We start from the raw sequence: 21,143 nt of genomic DNA, 5'->3' as shown, positions 1-21,143 counted from the left end.
TATACTGATTGCAGAAGTATAATTTCCAGGAGTGTGTGCCAATGGATACAAAACTGCCTTATTACATGGCGTACCCAATGCCTCTTTTGTATGATGACGAGCGGATTGACCGCAGGGATTTTGAATATATGAAGAGTCTTTACCCGGAGACAGCCCGGCGGCTTCTTCCATATATTGAAGACGAATGCGACCGCATGGAATATGACTGCAGTATGATTTATGATGAATATCCCGATCAGCTTCAGCTTAACCTGATGGGAAAAAGAATCTATGACAGGGCGAAGGAAAAGGAAGAAAATCCGGGTGAATGGCTGCGGGATCTGATACAGGTTATGATGTACCAGGAGGTGTATAAGCGCAGGAGTGACAGGAGAAAATACGGGAAAAAGTATTTCCAGGGAATAAATATGTCAAAATAAATCCCTTTTTTCGACATTTTGTGCTATACTGTTTGCGAGGACGGCCGGACTGCAGTCAGACAGCCGGCCGGAACAAAAGAGGAGGAACCAGGAGTATGGATAATATCATTTTTATCGGAATGCCGTCTGCGGGGAAGAGCACAATAGGTGTTGTGGCGGCAAAGCGTATGGGGTATGAATTTGTAGATACGGATCTTTTAATCCAAAAACAGGAAAATCGATTATTAAAAGATATTATTGCAGAAAAGGGAATTGATGGATTTCTCGCCATTGAGGACAGCGTGAATGCCTCAGTAGAAGCGGAACATGCCATCATTTCACCGGGAGGCAGTGCCATATACTGTAAAAATGCCATGAAACATTTTAAAGAAATCGGAACGGTGGTATATTTGCAGGTCTCTTTTCAAACAATAAGTGAGAGGATTGGCGACGCCAGGCAAAGAGGAGTCGTGCTGAAGGAAGGGCAGACTCTGAAGGATCTATATGATGAGCGTACAGCACTTTTTGAAAAATATGCAGATATTACAATTTGCGAAGATGGGTTGACATTAGCGCAAACTATTGATAAAGTGTTGGAAGCGCTGGAAAGCAGATAGCGATTTGCTTCCGGAACTGGGAAATGTTACAGAAATCTTACGATAAGATAAAAAATGTTTTACAAACGGGTAAATTACTGGTATAATGACTGGTGATTTACTTAGGTTGAGTATTTGTGATGTTTGAGAGTAATCGAAATAATCGAGGTGCAGTATGGAACAATATATTATAAAGGGTGGGAATCCGCTTGTCGGTGAAGTTGAGATAGGAGGAGCGAAAAATGCGGCTCTGGCAATTCTTGCAGCGGCGATTATGACGGATGAGCCGGTACTGATAGAAAATCTTCCGGATGTGAATGATATTAATGTGATGTTGGATGCGATTGCCGGAATCGGAGCAGATGTATACCGTATCGATCGGCATACGGTAAGGATTAATGGAAAAGGTATTCATGATTTTGATATAGAGTATGATTATATTAAGAAGATCCGCGCATCTTACTATTTGCTGGGAGCACTGCTGGGAAAATACAACAAGGCCGAAGTGGCGCTTCCGGGCGGATGCAATATCGGGAGCCGTCCCATTGACCAGCATTTGAAAGGATTTCGTGCACTTGGCGCAGATGTGGACATTGAGCATGGCAAGATTATTGCGGAGGCAGATTGTTTAAAAGGAAGCCATATTTATTTTGACGTGGTGACGGTGGGAGCTACTATCAACGTGATGATGGCGGCGGCCATGGCGGATGGACTTACGATTATGGAAAATGTTGCCAAGGAACCACATGTAGTGGATGTGGCGAATTTCCTCAACAGTATGGGAGCCAATATCAGAGGCGCCGGTACCGATGTGATTAAGATCCGAGGTGTGCAGAGACTTCATAGGACAGAATATTCTGTCATACCGGATCAGATTGAAGCAGGTACATTTATGTTTGCCGCGGCGGCAACCAGAGGAGATGTTACCGTAATGAATGTTATTCCGAAGCATCTGGAGGCAACTATTGCCAAATTGAATGAGATTGGATGCGAGGTAGAAGAATTTGACGATGCTGTCCGGGTGGTATCCAAAGGAAGGCTCAGGAGCACTCATGTAAAGACCCTTCCTTATCCGGGATTTCCGACAGATATGCAGCCGCAGATAGGCGTTACATTATCTCTGTGTCAGGGGACAAGTATTGTAACAGAAAGTATATTTGAAAATCGATTCAAATATCTGGATGAGCTGGCAAGAATGGGCGGTGTTGCAAAGATAGAGGGAAATTCAGCTACCATTGAAGGCGTCAGCAAGTTATCAGGAGCCCGTGTCAGTGCGCCGGATCTTAGAGCGGGAGCAGCGCTCTGTATTGCCGGACTTGCGGCGGAGGGAATTACCATCGTAGATGATATCGTCTATATTCAGAGAGGGTATGAGCGGTTTGAAGAGAAGCTTAAGAGCCTGGGAGCGGTGATTGAGCGGGTGGCAAGTGAGAAAGAGATTCAGAAATTTAAGTTTAAAGTGAGTTAGGAAGTTCAGGACGAGGTGGAAGCCCCATGTCATTAAGTTAAGATAAGGAATTGAGATCTCTATACTAGAAATAGTACAGAGGTCTTTTTTTCTTGAAATTAAGAAAAACTTATTTGCAAGGAGGAAACAAGCCAAATGGATGTTTCGCGGTGAGTGTTGACTTAAATAATAAAGCAGTATATTATAAAAATATAAAAATTTATTGCTTTTGAGGAGGGTTATTGTGAAACATAGAGTGCGAAAATGGTGGAGCTTTTTGCTTTGCCTGGCTATGGTGATAAATATTATACCTATAACGGCAGCAGCGGCGGATGAAGGGATTGCGATTGATGAAACGAATTTCCCAGATGCGGTGTTTAGAGAATGCGTAAGCAATATGATACGGACAATAATAAAAAACTGAGTGCTGCTGAAATAAATGCGGTAACTGAAATGGACATATATGGTAATTCAGCTGGACTGGGTGGTAAAATTTCTAATCTTAAGGGGATAGAATATTTTACATCATTATCATATTTGTCTTGCGATTACAACCAGCTAACGACACTTGATCTTAGCCAAAACAGTGCTTTGGAGACATTGTGGTGTTCGAATAATCAGCTAACGTCTATGAAACTGAACAGTACAAGTTTAAAAAGCCTTGATTGTTCGTATAATCAGTTGACAACATTGGAATTGGGTAATAATAATTCTTTAGAACTACTGAATTGTATGGATAATCGATTGACAACGCTTAATCTTGACAGTGCGTCTTCTTTACAGCAATTACTCTGTTATGGAAATCAGTTGAAGGCGCTTGATTTAAGCGATTATACGGCTTTACGATATTTAGATTGTCATGATAATCAGTTGGTTACCCTTGATTTGACGAATAATATAAATTTGATAGAATTGGATTGCAGAAATAATCAACTTACCTCTCTTTCGTGTGAAACTACTTCATTGCAGATGAGTTCAATATATGTCAAAACAAGTGGCAATGTTTATCGGATTCCTTTGACTGCGAGTCGTACGTTCAATTTGGCAGCTTTGCCTGATGGTTTTGACGTGAAAAGGGCAAGTGGATGGCGAGGAGGAAGCGTAACAAAAACTGCGTCACGTTATACACTTGTGGTTGATGAGGATAGTAATGAGGTTACCTATTGGTATGCTTGTAAAGAGAACGCTGCTGGTACAATGATGGTAAAACTAGTCGTGGATACCACATTGCCGGTGCCGTTGACTTTTGACCAGAACCCTGAGTTTGATATAGAAGAAAACTACGTAGGAAAACCAATAGATGCCTATTCTGTTGCGGAGTCCGCGGAGGGCGGAGTATTGCCTTATGTTTATTCAAAAAGCGCAGGACCGGACTGGATCCAGGTCTCTTCGGAGGGGATTGTAAGCGGAACGCCCCAGGCAGTTGGGGAAAACCAGGACTTGATTGTGCGGGTAACCGATGGAGAGGGCGCATATAAAGAAATTACCATTCACGTTGCTGATACAGCAGAAGAAGCAGTGATTGATGGAACGAACTTCCCGGATGAGACTTTTAGAGCATATATAGCGGAAGAGAAGGATTTAGATCACGATGGAAAGCTGAGTCCTGCCGAGATCAGAGAAGTGCAGGCTATAGATGTGCCTTCCAGGGGAATTACGGATCTGAAGGGGATTGAGTTTTTTGGCGAGCTGACAGAGCTGCGGTGCGGGGACAACAATCTTACGGTTCTTGATGTAAGCAATAATGGGAAATTGCAGGCTTTAGACTGCAATTCTAATATCCTGACGGCTTTGGACGTGAGTAAAAATGAGAATTTGCAGAAGCTGAACTGCAGCAGCAATGAACTTGCAGCTCTTGACCTTAGTAATAACAGATATTTATCGGAATTATCCTGCAGCGGTAATCAACTGGCCGGGCTTGAACTGAAGAATACAAGTGTTACAGAGCATTTTTACAGTGATAAAGAAGCAGATGGGGAAGAATACAATTATAACCGGCGTTTTATTACTTTGGATGAGGAAAATAGCTTTAATCTTTCCGGTTTTGAAGATGGTTTTGACAGTTCCCGTGCATACGGTTGGGTGGGAGGCATGGTATCAGGAGATACGCTGTTCGTGGATAAAGATGCAGAAGAAGTGCTTTACAAATACGATTGTGGAAATAATCAGAATATGACAGTGAAGCTTGTCATAAAGGATTACGTAGAAGGCGAACTCCGGTTTGTGAAGGATGAAGTTTTTGATGTCGGAATCAATTATGTGAACGAACCGATTGAGCCTTATTCTGTGGCAGAAGCTGCATCCGGCGGAGTTCTGCCGTATACATTCAGTAAAGTGTCCGGGCCTGACTGGCTGATTGTTTCAGCAGGCGGAACTATAAGAGGGACGCCGCGGGCTGAAGGGGCGAATCCGGATCTGATACTTCGGGTAACCGATAGTGACGGGGCGTATAAAGAAATGACGCTCCATGTCGATGATACGAAAGACGGGATTGCGATTGATGCGATCCATTTTCCGGATGAAAAATTCCGGGCATATATAGCGGAAGAGAAGGATCTGAATCAGAATGGAAGCCTGAGTGTGGACGAAATAAAAGCTGTAAAGGATATGGATGTATCTTTTAGTGATATTTCTGACCTGAAAGGAATTGAATTCTTCTCGGCATTGGAGGAGCTGAACTGTTCGAATAATAAGCTCACATCATTGGATATCAGCAGGAATCAAAAGCTGAAAACTCTGTATTGTGTTTTTAATGAATTAACGGCCATCGATGTTAGCAAAAATAAGGAGCTGGCTTCCCTATCTTGCAGCAGCAATAAACTGACGGCATTGGATGTCAGTAAAAATGCGGGATTGAAAGAGCTGCAGTGCGATAATAATATGCTAAAAACATTGGATGTCAGTAAGAATCCGGAATTGGAAAGGCTGGATTGCGGCTCTTGCGGATTGACGGCTTTGGATGTGGGCAATAACCTGCCGCTGTATTTCCTGGATTGTTCGGATAATGACCTTAAGGCATTGGATGTCAGCAAAAACGCGGCGTTAAGTACTTTGTCCTGCAATAATACGGATCTTATGGTTTTAGATGTGAGCAGCAATAAGAAGTTGCAGGGATTGGCGTGTAAGTCTAATAAACTTACGGTGCTGGATGTGAGCCAGAATCCGGAGCTGTCCGATCTGAATTGTGCGTCCAATCAGCTTTCTGCGTTGGATGTGAGCCAAGAAACTGTTATGGCTGAACTGCAGTGACAACAAAATTGCGGCACTTGAACTTAACAACAATCCTGAATTAGTACAGCTGAACTGTAGTGATAATGCGCTTACGGTGCTTGACCTTGGCAGTGGACGGCAGTTGGATGTTTTTTCCTGCAGTGGAAATCATCTGACATCGCTGGATTTAAGTAATCTTGAGATTTTTGATTTTTATGGAGATAAAGTCCAGGGTGAAAGCAAGGATAATTATAATACCTATACCATTGAGTTAAGTGAGGATGGTACATTTGATCTTCAGATGCTTCCGGGTAATTTCGATGTATCGAAAGCTTACAACTGGCAGGGCGGAAGTGTGGCAGATAACATTCTTACGGTAGATGAAGATGCCGAGGAGGTCATTTATAAGTACTATTGCGGTAATGGCAAAAATATGACAGCCAGGCTGGCGGTAAAGAAAAAGGCAGTGGAACCGGATCCGGTAGTTGTGGATAAAACAGCTCTCCAGGCGGCACTTAATGGAGCAATCGATGCAGCAGAAAAAGAGAAGTATACAGAAACGACATGGACAAAATACGAAGAAGCTTTAGAGAATGCGAAAAAGATTCTCTCAGATGAAGAGGCGGTACAGGCAGATGTAGATGCCGCGGTGGAAGCGCTTAATGAAGCGCGGGAAGCGTTGGAGGAGAAAAAGGAGCCAGACCTGCCCACTCCGCCTGAACCAGAGAAACCGGATAAGACAAGGCTTCAGGAACTTCTGAAAAATGTGATTCCGGATACGGAAAAGGGAAAATATACAGAAGAAAGCTGGGCGGCTTATGCAGAGGTTCTGTCAAAGGCAAAAGAAGTAGAAGCAGACGAAAAAGCATCACAGGAAGAGATAGACGCCGCGGTAAAGGCGCTTAATGAAGCGTTGGAGGCTCTGGAGAAAAAACCGGATCCAACCGAACCACAGGAACCGGTTGAACTTCCCTATGAAGACGTGGCAGAGAATGATTGGTTTTATGACGGTGTATACTATAACTACACTGCAAAGATTATGACGGGTAAGGATACTACCCATTTTGTCCCATATGAGAATCTTGCCCGTGCGCAGTTTGCCGTCATCCTTCATCGTCTGAGCGGCAAGCCGGATGTGACATACAAAGTGAGATTCCCGGATGTACCGGATGGACAGTTTTATTCAAAAGCAGTTATCTGGGCGGCCGATACGAAGGTAGTAAATGGCTATACGGATACGGGGCTGTTCGGGCCATCCGATTATATTAACCGGGAGCAGATGGCAGTTATGATGTACCGTTATGCAAAGTACCGGAAGTACGATGTCAGTGAAAAGGCAGATTATAGTCAGTTTACCGATGCGGCAAGCGTCAGTGAATTTGCAGGGGAAGCGATGCAGTGGGCTGTGGGAAGCGGAATTATTACAGGTAAGGATTATGGAACAAGGCTTGACCCACAGGGGAATGCATCCCGTGCGGAGTGTGCCATCATTATCCAGAGATTTATGGAGAAGTATGGGGAAGAAAGCTAACTTTCGGATTCTGGAGATAAGATGTGGTAAATTGTACGATATGTCTTGACTTCTTTGTACAGGTGGTGTAAAGTAGCATTTGTACTTGGAGATTAACAAATAAATATCAGACTTTCTCTTATTCAGAGCAGTGGAGATACAAAGGATCTGTGAAGCTGCGGCAACCCCAATGTTTGGAAGGTGCCAACCTGAGCGAGCAATCGAACAATAAGAGGATTGGTTATGTATGTGACGGTCCGCTTATGGCGGACCGTTTTTTGAGCGCCTGAACGGCGCAATCTTTTTCATAAAATCCTGTAAAGAGAAAGTCCGGCGGGCGGGAGCTATCCGTCAGAAGAAAGGAGAAAAAGCATGGAGAAGAGATTATTTACATCGGAATCAGTAACAGAAGGTCATCCGGATAAAATGTGTGACCAAATATCAGATGCTATTCTGGATGCGCTGATTGCACAGGATCCCATGAGCCGCGTGGCTTGTGAGACTTGTACCACTACGGGGCTGGTTATGGTTATGGGCGAGATTACCACTAATGCATATGTGGATATCCAGAAGATTGTCAGAGACACAATACGGGAGATTGGCTATACCCGCGGAAAGTTTGGGTTTGATGCAGATACCTGCGGCGTACTTACTGCAATTGACGAGCAGTCTGCCGATATTGCCCTCGGAGTGGATAAGGCGCTGGAAGCAAAAGAGAATAAGATGTCAGAGGAAGAGCTGGAGGCAATTGGCGCCGGGGATCAGGGAATGATGTTTGGCTATGCTTCTGATGAGACGGAGGAGCTGATGCCGTACCCTATCGCCCTTGCCCATAAGCTTGCGCGGAAGCTTACGGAAGTAAGAAAGAATGGTACGCTGCCCTATCTGCGTCCGGATGGCAAGACACAGGTAACGGTGGAATATGATGAAGAAGGCGTGCCGACAAGGCTGGATGCGGTGGTGCTTTCCACTCAGCATGACCCGGAAGTGACACAGGAGCAGATTCATCAGGATATTAAGAAATATGTGTTTGACGCGGTAATCCCGGAAGGCATGACGGATGAGAATACGAAGTTCTTTATCAATCCGACAGGACGTTTTGTGATTGGAGGTCCCCATGGCGACAGCGGGCTTACGGGAAGAAAGATTATTGTAGATACCTATGGAGGAATGGCACGGCACGGCGGCGGCGCATTCTCAGGCAAGGACTGTACGAAGGTAGACCGTTCTGCAGCGTATGCAGCGCGCTATGCTGCTAAGAATATCGTGGCGGCAGGGCTTGCGAAGAAATGTGAGATTCAGCTGTCTTACGCAATTGGGGTGGCACATCCTACTTCTATCATGATTGATACCTTTGGAACCGGAAAGCTGCCGGATGAGAAGCTGGTAGAGATTATCCGTGAGAATTTTGACTTCCGCCCGGCGGGCATCATTAAGATGCTGGATCTCAGAAGACCGATTTACAAGCAGACAGCGGCGTACGGACATTTCGGCCGTACGGATGTAGAGCTTCCGTGGGAGAAATTAGATAAGGCGGAGGAACTGAAGAAATACCTGTAATCTGATTTTAGAAAATTTTAGGAAATTTTTTAGGGCGCTTTGATGTGAAGCGCTCTTTTTCGTGATACAATAAGAAAAGAATAACGGATGTACGGAGGACAAGTATGAAATTAAAGACTCGTTTAATCATAGCTTTTGTGACGGTAATCGCATTTCCGATTCTTTTAGGGGCGTTGTTTATTTTTATGCTGGGGCAGTACCAGCTGAGTATGATAGAGAAGAATTATGAACTGAAGGGCACGACGGTGGAGTCCTTCTCCAACCCGACCAAACTCATGGGACAGCTTACGGAGAAATCTTTTCATGAGCTTGCAGAGATGGCGCGAAGTAATCCCCGGAACTTAGAAGACGCTACCTGGCTGGAGCAGTTCAATGCTTCGCTGGAGCAAAAGAAGTCCTATCTTTTAGTGAGAAAAGATGATACAATAGTTTATCTGGGAAATTCGGATGCCCGGGTGGATGCGATTATTGATCAGCTTCCCGGATATGGAGAGATGGATACTGCTTCGGAGAATGGGATTTATCTTGGTGGGGATGCCCAGGTGCTGATTAAGCAGGTTGACTTCCGTTACGAAGATGAATCGGAAGGAAGCATCTTTATTGTGACGGATGTGGGGGCGGTGATTCCGGAAATCCGTCAATTTACGGTTGACATTGCGTTGGTAATCGTTATGGTGCTGGTATTGACGGCGAGCATTCTGATTTGGTGGATATACCGCTCGGTGAAGCAGCCACTTGCCAAGATGCAGGTGGCAGCGAAGAATATCAAAGAAGGAAACCTGGATTTTGAACTTTGTGCGGATGCTGATGACGAATTCGGCCAGCTTTGTAAGGATTTTGAAGATATGCGCAAGCGCCTGAAGGATAGTGCGGAAGAGAATATGAAGTTCGATAAGGAGAGCAAAGAGCTGATTAGTAACATTTCCCATGATCTGAAGACGCCGGTGACGGCAATCAAAGGTTATGCGGAGGGAATTATGGATGGCGTGGCAGATACGCCGGAAAAGATGGACAAATACATCCGGACGATTTACAATAAAGCTAACGAGATGGATCGGCTGATTAATGAGCTGACGCTGTATTCTAAGATTGACACGAACCGTATTCCTTATAATTTTAATACCATACCGGTGAATGCATATTTTGACGATTGTGCAGATGAGCTTTCTCTGGAACTGGAATCCAGGGGTGTGGAATTCGGATATTTCAATTATGTGGATGCAGAAGTGAAAATCATTGCCGATGCTGAGCAGTTAAAGCGGGTCATTAATAATATCGTAAATAATTCGATGAAATATATGGATAAAGAAAAAGCGAAGATTAATCTGAGAGTGAAGGATGTGGGAGATTTCGTACAGGTGGAGCTGGAGGATAACGGGAAAGGAATTGCGACGAAGGATCTGACCAATATATTTGAGCGGTTCTACCGGACGGATGCATCCAGAAATTCATCCAAAGGAGGAAGCGGGATTGGGCTTTCTATTGTAAAGAAAATTATTGAAGAGCATGGTGGAAAGATTTGGGCGACCAGTAGGGAAGGAACCGGAACGACCATGTATTTTGTCCTTAGAAAATATCAGGAGGTACCAAATTATGAGTAAGATTTTGATTGTAGAAGACGAAGTGGCGATTGCTGACCTGGAACGGGATTATCTGGAACTGAGCGGTTTTGACGTGGAGGTTGCCAAAGATGGCGAGGCCGGGCTTGCAGAAGCGCTGCGGGGAGATTATAATCTGGTTATACTGGATCTGATGCTGCCGGGAGTGGATGGATTCGAGATTTGTCGTAAGGTCCGGGAGGAAAAGAATACGCCTATTATCATGGTGTCTGCCAAGAAGGATGATATTGATAAGATTCGCGGACTGGGGCTTGGCGCGGATGACTATATGACGAAGCCATTCAGTCCCAGTGAACTGGTGGCGAGAGTGAAGGCGCATCTGGCAAGATATGAGCGGCTGATTGGCAGTGCGGCGGAGGTGAATAAGGTAATTGAAATCCGCGGGCTGAAAATCGACACTACTGCAAGAAGAGTGTGGGTAAATGGAGAGGAGAGAACCTTTACCACAAAGGAATTCGATCTTCTGACCTTCCTGGCAAGCCATCCGAACCATGTGTATACGAAGGATGAATTGTTCAGTGAAATCTGGGATATGGAATCTATAGGCGATATTGCCACGGTTACGGTGCATATTAAGAAAATTCGTGAAAAGATAGAGCTGGATACATCCAATCCGCAGTATATTGAGACAATCTGGGGCGTTGGATACCGCTTCAGAGTATAGGGCTTATGAAGAAAAGAAATATCAGATGGAATACAATGCAGATACTTGCGCTTGGTTTTATGGGAGTTATTCTGGCAGGCGGCGTACTTCTTTCCCTCCCTTTTTGTAACAGGCAGCCGATTACATTCAGTGACGCATTGTTTACTTCTACGACGGCAGTGTGTGTGACCGGGCTTGTGACGGTAACTCCTGCTGTACAATTTACGCTGGCGGGGCAGATAATCCTTCTGATCCTCATACAGATTGGCGGATTGGGAATTATTGCCTGCGCAGTTGGATTCCTTTTGCTGTTGAGAAGACAGATTACGGTGAAAGAAAGGATTGTTATACAGGAAACCTATAATATGGAAGCGCCGGGCGGCATGGTGGCAATGATCCTCCGGGTAATTAAGGGAACGCTGGCAGTGGAGACGGCAGGAGCTGTCTTGTATGCATTCCGTTTTATACCGGAATTCGGTGTGCTTCGCGGAATCTGGTACGCGGTGTTTCATGCGGTTTCTGCGTTCTGTAATGCAGGGATTGATATTTTGGGAGATACAAGTTTTCAGAAATATGTAGGCGATCCGATTATAAACATTACGACGGTTCTGTTAATCATAGTCAGCGGTATTGGTTTCTCAGTGTGGCAGGATTTGATTTCCAATGGAAGGCGTATCCGCAGGAGGGAGATACCGAATAAATGGTGGTTTACCAGGCTGAGGCTCCATTCTAAGCTGGCAATTGTAACAACGCTCATCCTGCTGATTGGCGGTACCGTATGTATTTTCCTGATGGAACGGAACAATCCGGCTACGCTTGGGAATTTGAGTACCGGAGAGAAATGGATGGCAGCTTTCTTCCATTCAACATCCACAAGAACGGCGGGATTTGCCACGGTATCCCAGTCCGGGCTTTATACACAGTCAAAATTCTTAAGCTGTATCCTGATGTTTATCGGAGGATCACCGGGAGGAACTGCGGGAGGTGTGAAAACAACAACAGTAGCGATGGTGGTGCTGACTTGCTTGAGCGTCTTTCGGGGCGGAGAGCAGGTGGAGTGTTTTGGTCGCAGGCTTTCCGGAAAGAATATCCGTATGGGATTTGCCGTTATTATGACGGCAGTCACTGTGCTTTTTGCCGGGACGATTGCGATTACGGTTTTTGAACCGCAGGTTCCATTTATTGATATCCTGTATGAGGCGTTTTCCGCGGTGGGAACCGTAGGACTGACGGCGGATTTAACACCCACGCTTAGCAGTGCGAGTCATATGGTATTGATTGTGATGATGTATATCGGGCGTATCGGTCCTATTTCTCTGGCGCTTTTGTTTGGCGGCATGTCGAAGCCGAAAGAGCGGGCAAGAGAGCTGCCGGAGCAGCGGATTATGGTAGGATAGAGATTGTCGGAGAAAGAAAGGGTAATAGAAAGTATGAAGAAGCAGTTTGCAGTATTTGGATTGGGGAATTTTGGAATCAGTGTGGCAATCACGCTTCAGAACCTGGGCTGCGAGGTAGTTGTGGCGGATGGTTCTATGGAACGTATTCAGGAAATCGCAGATTCCGTATCTTATGCAGTGAAGGGAGATATTACGGACCCGGAGTTGATGCATTCTATCGGTACAAGAAATCTGGATGGAGCAATTATTGCAATTTCGGAAAATATGGAGGCGAGTATTATGGCAACTATGCTTGCGAAGGAAGAGGGCGTTCCGTATGTGCTTGCCAAGGCGCAAAATGAGATACATGCTACAATTCTTCGAAAGATTGGAGCGGATGCCATTGTCTACCCGGAGCGGGAGATGGGAGCCAGGGTGGCGAAGAATCTGGTATCTGCAGATTTCGCAGACTGGATTACGCTCTCGCCGGAATGCAGTGTTGTGGAGACTGCGGTGCCGAAGAAATGGGTTGGCAGGACACTGCGTGAGCTGGATGTAAGGAAGCGGCATGATGTGAGTGTGGTCGGGTATACCCTTCAGGGCAAGACAGAGGTCAATCCGGATCCGGATATGCCGCTTCAGGAGGAAATGATATTGATTTTAATTGGGACGAATCTGGCGCTGCGGGAATTTGGAAAGGAATAAAGGAATGATTACAAGTACTTCAAATCCGAAGGTCAAAAGGCTTGTGAATCTTAAGAAAAGAAGGAAAGCAAGGGATGACGAGGGAGTTTTTCTGGCAGAGGGGATCCGGATGTTCAGGGAAGTACCGACAGACTTGCTTTTGGAAGTCTATGTGACAGAAGGATTTTATAAGAAAGAGAAAGAGCTGACAGACATACTCTGCCGACAGGCGAAGATCCGCCAAGAGGTTCTTTCGGATACTGTATTTGCATATGTATCAGATACCAAAACACCTCAGGGCGTGATGTGTGTGGTAAGACAGAGGAATAAAACAGCGAAGAAGTGGGAAAGGTTGATAGAAAAAGAGCAGCAGAAACCGTTTTTCCTTGTTCTGGATAACTTGCAGGATCCCGGTAATATGGGAACGGTCATCCGTACGGCGGAGGCTGCCGGAGTGACGGGGATTCTGATGAGTGCGGATTGTGTGGATGTTTATAATCCGAAAACGATTCGTTCTACCATGGGATCGGTATACCGGATGCCGCTGTGGTATGCGGAGGATATCTGTGAAGCTGTCAGGGAGCTTAAGCGGCAGGGAATTCATACGTATGCTGCACATTTGGAAGGGACGGTCGTTTACGATGAGGCGGAGTACCGGGAAGGGACGGCGTTCCTGATTGGCAATGAGGGAAATGGACTGCGGCAGGAAGTGGCAGAGCTTGCAGATACCTGGGTTCGGATTCCTATGGCAGGGCAGGTGGAATCCTTGAATGCGGCGATTGCGGCGGCGGTTCTTATGTTTGAAGCCGGAAGGCAGAGACGTTAGGAGGGTAAGAGATGGAAACAATGTATTGGCTGCTTATTTTTATTGTTTTATTGGTGATTGAAATCGGTACGATGGGGCTGACTACCATTTGGTTTGCCGGAGGTGCGCTTGCCGCATTTATCATGGGAATCATAGGCTTCGGCACAGGCGTACAGATTGCTGTCTTTTCAATTGTGTCAATCGTACTTCTGGTGAGCACACGCCCTATTGCTCTGAAGTATTTTAATAAAGAACGCCAGAAAACCAACGCAGAGAGCCTGATCGGAAAGCAGGCGCTGGTTCTGGAAGAGGTGGATACGCTTCATAACAAAGGCGTGGTAGAGGTGAACGGCCAGGAGTGGTCGGCGAAGACGGAAGAACCGTCTGGAGTCATTGCAAAAAATACAGTGGTTACGATTGAAGGAATCCAGGGAGTAAAACTCATTATCAAAGAAAAAGAGGAGGGTTAGATATGTTAGGCATTTCTATAGGAACGATAATTGGATTGATTTTTTTGGTATTTGTAATTTTGGTGTTGATTTCCTGTGTGAAGGTAGTACGCCAGGCACAGGCGCTGGTAGTGGAGCGTCTTGGAGGATATCAGGCAACATGGAGCGTTGGTATTCATTTCAAGATGCCGTTTATTGACAGGGTTGCAAGAAGAGTGGATTTAAAAGAACAGGTGGTAGATTTTCCGCCTCAGCCGGTTATTACCAAGGATAATGTTACCATGCGGATTGATACAGTGGTGTTCTATCAGATTACAGACCCGAAGCAGTTCTGCTATGGAGTGGCGAATCCGATTATGGCGATTGAGAATCTGACGGCTACAACACTTCGTAATATTATCGGTGATCTGGAGCTTGATCAGACGCTGACTTCCAGAGAAACGATTAATACCAAGATGCGGGCGCTTCTTGATGTGGCAACGGATCCGTGGGGGATTAAGGTAAACCGCGTGGAACTTAAAAATATTATTCCTCCGGCGGCAATCCAGGATGCTATGGAGAAGCAGATGAAGGCAGAACGTGAGCGCCGTGAGGCAATTCTTAAGGCGGAAGGTGAGAAGAAGTCTACCATTCTTGTGGCAGAGGGTAAGAAAGAGTCTGCCATCCTGGACGCGGAGGCGGAGAAACAGGCGGCAATTCTTCGGGCGGAAGCGCAGAAGGAGGCAATGATTAAAGAAGCAGAAGGTCAGGCAGAAGCAATCCTGAAGGTTCAGCAGGCGAATGCAGATGGTATCCGTTTCCTGAAAGAAGCCGGTGCGGATGAGGCTGTCCTTACTATGAAGAGCCTGGAAGCATTTGAAAAGGCGGCCGACGGCAAGGCGACAAAGATTATTATCCCGTCCGAGATTCAGGGAATCGCAGGCCTGGTGAAATCAGTGACAGAGGTTGCAAAGGAAGAACAATAGAAGATAAGGAGATGATGGGATGAAACCTGTCATAGATTTATCGAAGGAATATGGATTAGCGCTGGAGGGCGGAGGAGCCAGAGGCGCTTATCAGATAGGGGTATGGAAGGCGCTGAAGGAAGCCGGTGTGAAAATAAACGCGGTGGCTGGCACTTCCGTCGGGGCGCTGAATGGCGCCCTGATTTGTATGGGGGATTTAGGTCAGGCAGAGCGAATCTGGAGCGAGATGACGTATTCTGCCGTTATGGAAGTCGATGACAGCCTGATGGAACGGTTCATGGACAATAAATTGCCGTTTAAAGAACTTTTCCATGAATTTTTGAAAATCATAGGCGAAGGCGGTGTGGATGTTACGCCTCTGCGGCGTTTAATCCATGAATGCATTGATGAAAAGAAAATCCGCGAGTCGGGGATAGCATTTAATCTGCTGACTTTTTCGCTGACAGACAAGAAAGAGCTGGATCTTAGTCTGGAGGATATTCCAGAAGGGCTTTTGGAAGATTATCTTCTTGCCAGCGCTTATCTGTTGGGCTTCAAGAATGAAGAGCTTCATGGGAAGCGCTATATGGATGGCGGTATGTTCAACAATCTCCCGGTAGGTTCTCTTGTGGACGGAGGGTGTGAAAATATCATTGCTATCCGCATTTATGGACCGGGGCGTGAGCCGAAGGTAAAGCTTCCCCAGGGAGCGGTGAGGTATGAGATAGCCCCCAGGGTAAAGCTTGGAAATATTCTGGATTTTAATGCCAGGCGCAGCCGTCAGAATATGAAAATCGGGTATTATGATGCAATGCGGATGATTTATGGCTTGTCCGGCAGAATTTATTATATTGAAGAAACCCACGAAGAGTGGTATTATGAAGAGAAATTAAAAAATCTGACGGAGAGGGAGAAGAACGAGATGGCATTTGTCCTGCAGCTTCCCCGCAGATTTTCAGAGCAGGAGCTATTTTACGCTATGTTGGAAGCCGGCGCAAAGCTCTTGCGGGTACAGAAATACCGGATCTATACGGTAGATGAACTTCTTGCGGAAGTTCAGGCAAAATACGAGGCACTGGAGAATCAGGCATACCTGCCGCGTTTTATCCATGTGCTGATGGAGATAAGGAAGGATTATGAGATGGATTTAAAGGGACGCAGCTTTTTGAAACTAAAGGATTTTACACCGGAGGAGATTCTTTATCTGGTGGATCTGGCACAGGAATTGAAGGAAAAGAGAAAGCAGGGAATCAAGGGAGACAGTTTAAAGGGCAAGAATATTGCGCTGATTTTTGAAAAACCGTCAACCAGGACAAGGTGTGCATTTACCATCGGAGCACAGGATGAAGGCGGAACAGCCACGTACTTGGCAGGTTCCGAGCTGCAGCTGGGTGAGAAGGAAAGTATTGAAGACACCGCGCGTGTTCTGGGACGTATGTTTGACGGAATAGAATTCCGTGGTTTTGACCATGAATTCGTGGAGGCACTTGCAGCGTATAGTGGAGTACCGGTGTGGAACGGGCTGACAGACCAGTGGCATCCGACACAGGTTCTTGCAACTTTCCTTACATTAAAAGAGAACTTCGGATACCTGAAAGGGCTGAAGCTTGTGTATCTGGGAGATGGACGCAACAATGTGGCTAACAGTCTTCTGGTGGGCTGTACAAAAGTAGGGGTAAATATTGCCGTTGCAGCTCCGAAACGTCTGTGGCCAGATGAAGAATTGGTGAAAGAATGTGAAGAATACGCGAAGGCAGCAGGTTCCACAATTGAAGTAACCGATAAGCTGGATGTGGTAGAGGGCGCAGATATCCTCTATACAGACGTTTGGTTTTCTATGGGTGAAGAGAAGAAGGAGCAGGAAAGAACTAAGCTTGCTCTCCCGTATCAGGTCAATACAGAGCTGATGAAGAAAACTGGCAAGGATACTACAATTTTCTCTCACTGTCTGCCTGCGAATAAAGGAAAAGAAGTGACAGAGGAAGTATTTGAAAGCGAGAAGTCTAAGGTATTTGACGAGGCGGAGAACCGCCTGCACACGATTAAGGCAATCATGGTGGCAACACTCGGGAACAGGTAAAATCAGAAAATGAAAACAGAGATTCTAACAATATTGCGGGAAAATGAAGGGTATGTGTCCGGGCAGCAGCTTTGTGATAAGCTGAACGTCTCCCGCACTGCAGTTTGGAAGGTAATAGAACAGCTGAAAAAAGAAGGATATAAAATAGAGGCAGTCCGCAATAAGGGATACCATTTGACAGAGAGTCCGGACGTCATGTCCCAGGCGGAGATTGAGAGCCGGCTTGAAACAGAGTGGGCCGGGAATCCGGTTATATATATGGATGAGACCGATTCCACCAATATCCAGGCAAAGAAGCTTGGAGAAGCCGGGGGAAAGCATGGTACCCTGGTGGTGTCTGACCGTCAGACGGCCGGGAAAGGGCGCCGGGGCAGAGGATGGGAGTCCCCTTCCGGTGCCAGTATTTACATGAGCATTCTGCTGCGTCCGGAATTTCTGCCGGATAAGGCGCCCATGCTGACGCTTGTTATGGCGCTTGCTGTTGCCGAGGCCGTGCAGGAAGTGACGGGGGAGGCGGCAGGAATTAAATGGCCTAATGATATTGTACTAAATAAGAAGAAAATCTGCGGCATACTGACAGAGATGAGCGCAGAGATCGATTACATTAACCATGTTGTTATTGGCGTGGGAATTAATGTAAATACGGAAAGTTTTCCGGAGGAAATCCAGAAAACGGCAACTTCTCTTGCGATAGAGACAGGTAAGAAATGGAAACGCCCGGATTTGGCAGCAGCAGTGATGAGGTATTTTGAGAACTATTATAACATGTTTGCAGAGGCACAGGATCTGAAGCCGCTGCAGGAAAGGTATAATCGTCTTCTGGTCAACAAAGACAGAGAGATCCAGGTACTGGAGCCGGGACACGAATTTGGAGGCACGGCTTTGGGGATTAATGAGACCGGAGAGCTTATTGTGCGGAAAGCTGACGGAAGCATTGAGGAAATTTATGCCGGTGAAGTATCTGTGAGAGGAATATATGGCTATGTATGATGAGAAAATCGTGCTCTGCGGAGCAAATTCTTATGAAGAGAAGTATTATCTGAATCCCGATTTTAGTGAACTTCCGGATTCGGTGAAGAATGAACTGAAGATTATGTGCGTACTCTATGTACATGATGTGGGGGGAATCCTTACGCTTGTATATGAAGAAAACGGAGAACTGTGTTTTGAAGTGACGTCTAAAGAAGGGGATCCGATGTTTGACGAGATCGGAAGCCATTTAAAGATTAAGCAGCTCCAGACAGAGAAGAGAGATCTTCTGGAAGCCCTGCAGATGTACTATAAGGTATTTTTCCTGGGAGAGGATGCAGAGTAATATAGTGAAGCAGCTAATTCGAGCTGTTATGGCTGAACTGTTACAATATAATGGGAGGAAATGCGTATGTTACTTGCGATAGATGTGGGTAATACCAATATAACACTGGGAATCTTCCGGGGCGAGAAGATGGTGTGTAAATTCAGAATGACGACAAAGCAGCCCCGCACATCGGATGAATATGGAATTACATTGCGGGAGCTGATCCGCAACCAAGGGGAAGACCCGGCAGAGATTGACGCAGTTATCATTGCCTCCGTTGTGCCGGATATCATGCATTCCTTCGGGAGCGCAATTATCAAATATTTCGGACATAAGCCGATCGTAGTCTCCGCCGGAATTAAGACCGGTATCCGCGTGGCAACCGAGAATCCGCGCCAGACCGGGCCGGACCGTATTGTAGATGCAGTGGCAGCCTACTATCTGTATGGCGGACCTGTGATTGTGGTAGACTTCGGAACTGCCACTACCTACGACTTGGTAGAGCCGGATGGAACCTTTGGAGTGGGAGTGACAGCTCCCGGAATCCGAACGTCGGCCCGTGCTCTGTGGGGCGGAGCGGCGATGCTTCCGGAGATTGAAATAAAAAAACCGGCTTCCATCCTGGCAAAGGAGACAGTTTCCAGTATGCAGGCAGGGCTGGTGTATGGTTATATCGGGCAGACAGAGTATATCATTAGCAAATTAAAAGAAGAATCCGGTTATACCGATGCGAAAGTAGTTGCCACCGGAGGGCTTGGTAATATTCTGGCAAATGAAACCGATAGCATTGATATTTACGATCCCATCTTGACACTGGAAGGATTGCGGATTATTTATGAAAAAAACAGACGGTTGGGGACGTAGTAAAACGACGTTTTACTACGTCCCCAACTAACAAATGTGGTGTACCAAATTGACGAAAGGGGTGTACCCAAATGAGAATTAAGGATTTAAACATAGAGTATCCGTACATTTTAGCACCGATGGCAGGAGTTACAGACCTGCCATTTCGTTTGCTGTGCAAGGAGCAGGGAGCAGGGCTTTTGTGTATGGAAATGGTTAGTGCAAAAGCGCTGCAATATAATAACAAGAATACGAAAGCGCTCCTTTCCATTCATCCGGAGGAATATCCGGTATCCCTGCAGCTTTTTGGCTCTGATCCGAAAATTATCAGTGAGCAGGCAAAACGTATTGAAGAGCTGCCATTTCAGATATTAGACATCAATATGGGCTGTCCGGTTCCGAAGGTAGTGAAAAATGGCGAAGGTTCTGCATTGATGAAAAATCCCGGGTTGGTGTATAAGATTGTTCATGAGACGGTGAGGGCAATTCATAAGCCGGTGACGGTGAAGATCAGAAAAGGTTTTGACGATACTTGTATAAATGCAGTGGAGATTGCGAAGATTATTGAGGAAGCCGGAGGGGCGGCGGTTACTGTCCACGGACGCACCAGAGAACAATATTATTCCGGAAAGGCTGATTGGGAGATCATCCGCCGGGTGAAAGAAGCCGTGTCGATTCCAGTCATTGGAAATGGTGACGTAACGTCTGCCGGAAAGGCCGCGCAGATGCAGGAACAGACCGGATGCGATGGTGTGATGATTGGACGGGGCGCGCGGGGCAATCCCTGGATATTCCGGGAACTGAAAACGTATCAAGATACGAAGGAGATATTACCCGGACCGGATAAACAGGAAATTCGGGAAACGATGTTAAGGCACGCCAGGCTTCAAATCGAATTTAAAGGGGAATATCTGGGAATCCGGGAAATGCGCAAACACGTGGCATGGTACACAAAAGGCATGCCCGGTTCTGCCAAGTTGAGGGATGAGATAAATAAGGTCGAATCTTACCAAGAACTGGAGCAGCTTCTGGAAGAAAAATATTGACACAATCCTCCTGTTTGGTTATAATAATGAAATTGTGAAAGTATCTTTATTTAAGGACCTGACAAGAGGGATTCCTCTTGAAAAATAGAGACATAATGAAAGATATAAGGAGACGAAAGGGTATGGAAGAAAGAAAAAGACTTCTTACGTATGCAGGGCTTAAGGCACTGGAAGATGAATTGGAGAATCTGAAAGTCGTAAGGCGTAAGGAAGTAGCAGGAAAAATCAAAGAAGCAAGAGAACAGGGTGATTTGTCTGAGAATGCAGAATACGATGCGGCGAAGGATGAGCAGCGTGACATTGAGGCAAGAATTGAAGAATTAGAGAAGATTCTGAAGAATGCGGAAGTAGTCGTGGAGGATGAAATCAATCTTGACAAGATTAACGTAGGCTGCACTGTAACGGTATACGATGTGGAATTTGAGGAAGAAATAGACTTTAAGATTGTGGGATCTACCGAGGCAAACAGTCTTCAGGGCAAGATATCCAATGAATCCCCGGTGGGCAAGGCGCTGATTGGGCGAGAAGTAGGCGACAGTGTAATTGTAGAAACCCAGTCAGGAGAAATTGAGTACAAGGTGTTAAAGATTGAGCGATCTATGTAAGGCATTGTGAAAAAAGAAGATAGGAGTGGAA

Annotated in this window: 20 protein-coding genes and 1 riboswitch; all 20 genes read left to right on the top strand. The window is 45.9% G+C overall.

Going from position 1 to position 21,143, the window contains the following annotated elements; translation table 11 throughout:
• Positions 1–41 precede the first annotated feature (41 nt).
• Positions 42–419, top strand: coding sequence for a hypothetical protein (locus OCV99_RS06630; RefSeq protein WP_158369322.1), 378 nt, complete (start codon positions 42–44; stop codon positions 417–419).
• A gap of 95 nt (positions 420–514) precedes the next feature.
• A complete protein-coding gene (locus OCV99_RS06625; protein ID WP_158369321.1) occupies positions 515–1,015 on the top strand; it encodes a shikimate kinase in 501 nt (166 codons plus the stop codon).
• Positions 1,016–1,169: 154 nt separating this feature from the next.
• Complete coding sequence (locus OCV99_RS06620) at positions 1,170–2,462, top strand: UDP-N-acetylglucosamine 1-carboxyvinyltransferase (RefSeq protein ID WP_158369320.1); 1,293 nt, start codon at positions 1,170–1,172, stop codon at positions 2,460–2,462.
• Between the two features lie 223 nt (positions 2,463–2,685).
• Positions 2,686–2,865: a hypothetical protein gene (locus OCV99_RS06615; RefSeq protein WP_158369319.1), complete on the top strand. Its 180-nt coding sequence runs from the start codon at positions 2,686–2,688 to the stop codon at positions 2,863–2,865.
• A 206-nt stretch (positions 2,866–3,071) separates the two neighbouring features.
• Positions 3,072–5,690, top strand: a complete 2,619-nt coding sequence (locus tag OCV99_RS06610) for a leucine-rich repeat domain-containing protein (RefSeq protein WP_158369318.1) — start codon at positions 3,072–3,074, stop codon at positions 5,688–5,690.
• A 103-nt stretch (positions 5,691–5,793) separates the two neighbouring features.
• Positions 5,794–7,182, top strand: coding sequence for an S-layer homology domain-containing protein (locus tag OCV99_RS06605; protein ID WP_262575063.1), 1,389 nt, complete (start codon positions 5,794–5,796; stop codon positions 7,180–7,182).
• A 115-nt stretch (positions 7,183–7,297) separates the two neighbouring features.
• A riboswitch (SAM riboswitch) is annotated at positions 7,298–7,396 on the top strand.
• Positions 7,397–7,533: 137 nt separating this feature from the next.
• Positions 7,534–8,721, top strand: a complete 1,188-nt coding sequence (metK, locus tag OCV99_RS06600) for a methionine adenosyltransferase (RefSeq protein ID WP_158369315.1) — start codon at positions 7,534–7,536, stop codon at positions 8,719–8,721.
• Between the two features lie 104 nt (positions 8,722–8,825).
• Positions 8,826–10,322: a sensor histidine kinase gene (locus tag OCV99_RS06595; protein ID WP_158369313.1), complete on the top strand. Its 1,497-nt coding sequence runs from the start codon at positions 8,826–8,828 to the stop codon at positions 10,320–10,322.
• Positions 10,315–11,004 carry a response regulator transcription factor gene (locus tag OCV99_RS06590; protein WP_158369311.1) on the top strand — a complete coding sequence of 230 codons (690 nt, stop codon included), beginning with the start codon at positions 10,315–10,317 and terminating at the stop codon, positions 11,002–11,004. Before OCV99_RS06595 ends, OCV99_RS06590 begins: the two co-directional genes overlap by 8 nt.
• 5 nt (positions 11,005–11,009) lie before the next feature.
• On the top strand, positions 11,010–12,380 hold the full coding sequence (locus OCV99_RS06585; protein ID WP_158369309.1) for a TrkH family potassium uptake protein: 1,371 nt from the start codon (positions 11,010–11,012) through the stop codon (positions 12,378–12,380).
• Between the two features lie 33 nt (positions 12,381–12,413).
• Complete coding sequence (locus tag OCV99_RS06580) at positions 12,414–13,064, top strand: potassium channel family protein (protein ID WP_158369307.1); 651 nt, start codon at positions 12,414–12,416, stop codon at positions 13,062–13,064.
• Positions 13,065–13,068: 4 nt separating this feature from the next.
• Positions 13,069–13,869 (top strand): TrmH family RNA methyltransferase, encoded by an 801-nt coding sequence (locus OCV99_RS06575; RefSeq protein ID WP_158369305.1) that lies wholly within the window; start codon positions 13,069–13,071, stop codon positions 13,867–13,869.
• A gap of 11 nt (positions 13,870–13,880) precedes the next feature.
• Positions 13,881–14,318, top strand: coding sequence for an NfeD family protein (locus OCV99_RS06570; protein WP_158369303.1), 438 nt, complete (start codon positions 13,881–13,883; stop codon positions 14,316–14,318).
• A gap of 2 nt (positions 14,319–14,320) precedes the next feature.
• Positions 14,321–15,262, top strand: a complete 942-nt coding sequence (locus OCV99_RS06565; RefSeq protein WP_158369301.1) for an SPFH domain-containing protein — start codon at positions 14,321–14,323, stop codon at positions 15,260–15,262.
• Between the two features lie 19 nt (positions 15,263–15,281).
• Positions 15,282–17,321, top strand: coding sequence for an ornithine carbamoyltransferase (gene argF, locus OCV99_RS18215; protein WP_158369300.1), 2,040 nt, complete (start codon positions 15,282–15,284; stop codon positions 17,319–17,321).
• Between the two features lie 9 nt (positions 17,322–17,330).
• Positions 17,331–18,311, top strand: coding sequence for a biotin--[acetyl-CoA-carboxylase] ligase (locus OCV99_RS06555; protein WP_158369298.1), 981 nt, complete (start codon positions 17,331–17,333; stop codon positions 18,309–18,311).
• On the top strand, positions 18,304–18,636 hold the full coding sequence (locus OCV99_RS06550; protein ID WP_158369416.1) for a DUF6145 family protein: 333 nt from the start codon (positions 18,304–18,306) through the stop codon (positions 18,634–18,636). The genes OCV99_RS06555 and OCV99_RS06550 overlap by 8 nt, the downstream gene beginning before the upstream one ends.
• A gap of 66 nt (positions 18,637–18,702) precedes the next feature.
• Positions 18,703–19,482: a type III pantothenate kinase gene (locus OCV99_RS06545; protein ID WP_158369296.1), complete on the top strand. Its 780-nt coding sequence runs from the start codon at positions 18,703–18,705 to the stop codon at positions 19,480–19,482.
• Positions 19,483–19,553: 71 nt separating this feature from the next.
• On the top strand, positions 19,554–20,507 hold the full coding sequence (gene dusB / locus OCV99_RS06540; protein ID WP_158369294.1) for a tRNA dihydrouridine synthase DusB: 954 nt from the start codon (positions 19,554–19,556) through the stop codon (positions 20,505–20,507).
• Positions 20,508–20,629: 122 nt separating this feature from the next.
• Entirely contained in the window at positions 20,630–21,112 is a 483-nt protein-coding gene (gene greA / locus OCV99_RS06535; RefSeq protein WP_158369292.1) for a transcription elongation factor GreA, read from the top strand.
• Positions 21,113–21,143: the final 31 nt, after the last annotated feature.

Origin of the sequence: Dorea acetigenes (genome assembly GCF_025567385.1) — a bacterium.
Lineage (GTDB): Bacteria > Bacillota > Clostridia > Lachnospirales > Lachnospiraceae > Claveliimonas > Claveliimonas acetigenes.
Note: the sequence above shows the minus strand (reverse complement) of the source record. Positions and strands in the feature narration are given on the sequence as shown.

Coding starts and splice junctions, on each gene's coding strand:
- OCV99_RS06630 (WP_158369322.1), top strand. CDS start 42: ATGGATACAAAACTGCCTTATTACATGGCGTACCCAATGCCTCTTTTG.
- OCV99_RS06625 (WP_158369321.1), top strand. CDS start 515: ATGGATAATATCATTTTTATCGGAATGCCGTCTGCGGGGAAGAGCACA.
- OCV99_RS06620 (WP_158369320.1), top strand. CDS start 1,170: ATGGAACAATATATTATAAAGGGTGGGAATCCGCTTGTCGGTGAAGTT.
- OCV99_RS06610 (WP_158369318.1), top strand. CDS start 3,072: ATGAAACTGAACAGTACAAGTTTAAAAAGCCTTGATTGTTCGTATAAT.
- metK (WP_158369315.1), top strand. CDS start 7,534: ATGGAGAAGAGATTATTTACATCGGAATCAGTAACAGAAGGTCATCCG.
- OCV99_RS06595 (WP_158369313.1), top strand. CDS start 8,826: ATGAAATTAAAGACTCGTTTAATCATAGCTTTTGTGACGGTAATCGCA.
- OCV99_RS06590 (WP_158369311.1), top strand. CDS start 10,315: ATGAGTAAGATTTTGATTGTAGAAGACGAAGTGGCGATTGCTGACCTG.
- OCV99_RS06585 (WP_158369309.1), top strand. CDS start 11,010: ATGAAGAAAAGAAATATCAGATGGAATACAATGCAGATACTTGCGCTT.
- OCV99_RS06580 (WP_158369307.1), top strand. CDS start 12,414: ATGAAGAAGCAGTTTGCAGTATTTGGATTGGGGAATTTTGGAATCAGT.
- OCV99_RS06575 (WP_158369305.1), top strand. CDS start 13,069: ATGATTACAAGTACTTCAAATCCGAAGGTCAAAAGGCTTGTGAATCTT.
- OCV99_RS06570 (WP_158369303.1), top strand. CDS start 13,881: ATGGAAACAATGTATTGGCTGCTTATTTTTATTGTTTTATTGGTGATT.
- OCV99_RS06565 (WP_158369301.1), top strand. CDS start 14,321: ATGTTAGGCATTTCTATAGGAACGATAATTGGATTGATTTTTTTGGTA.
- argF (WP_158369300.1), top strand. CDS start 15,282: ATGAAACCTGTCATAGATTTATCGAAGGAATATGGATTAGCGCTGGAG.
- OCV99_RS06555 (WP_158369298.1), top strand. CDS start 17,331: ATGAAAACAGAGATTCTAACAATATTGCGGGAAAATGAAGGGTATGTG.
- OCV99_RS06550 (WP_158369416.1), top strand. CDS start 18,304: ATGTATGATGAGAAAATCGTGCTCTGCGGAGCAAATTCTTATGAAGAG.
- OCV99_RS06545 (WP_158369296.1), top strand. CDS start 18,703: ATGTTACTTGCGATAGATGTGGGTAATACCAATATAACACTGGGAATC.
- dusB (WP_158369294.1), top strand. CDS start 19,554: ATGAGAATTAAGGATTTAAACATAGAGTATCCGTACATTTTAGCACCG.
- greA (WP_158369292.1), top strand. CDS start 20,630: ATGGAAGAAAGAAAAAGACTTCTTACGTATGCAGGGCTTAAGGCACTG.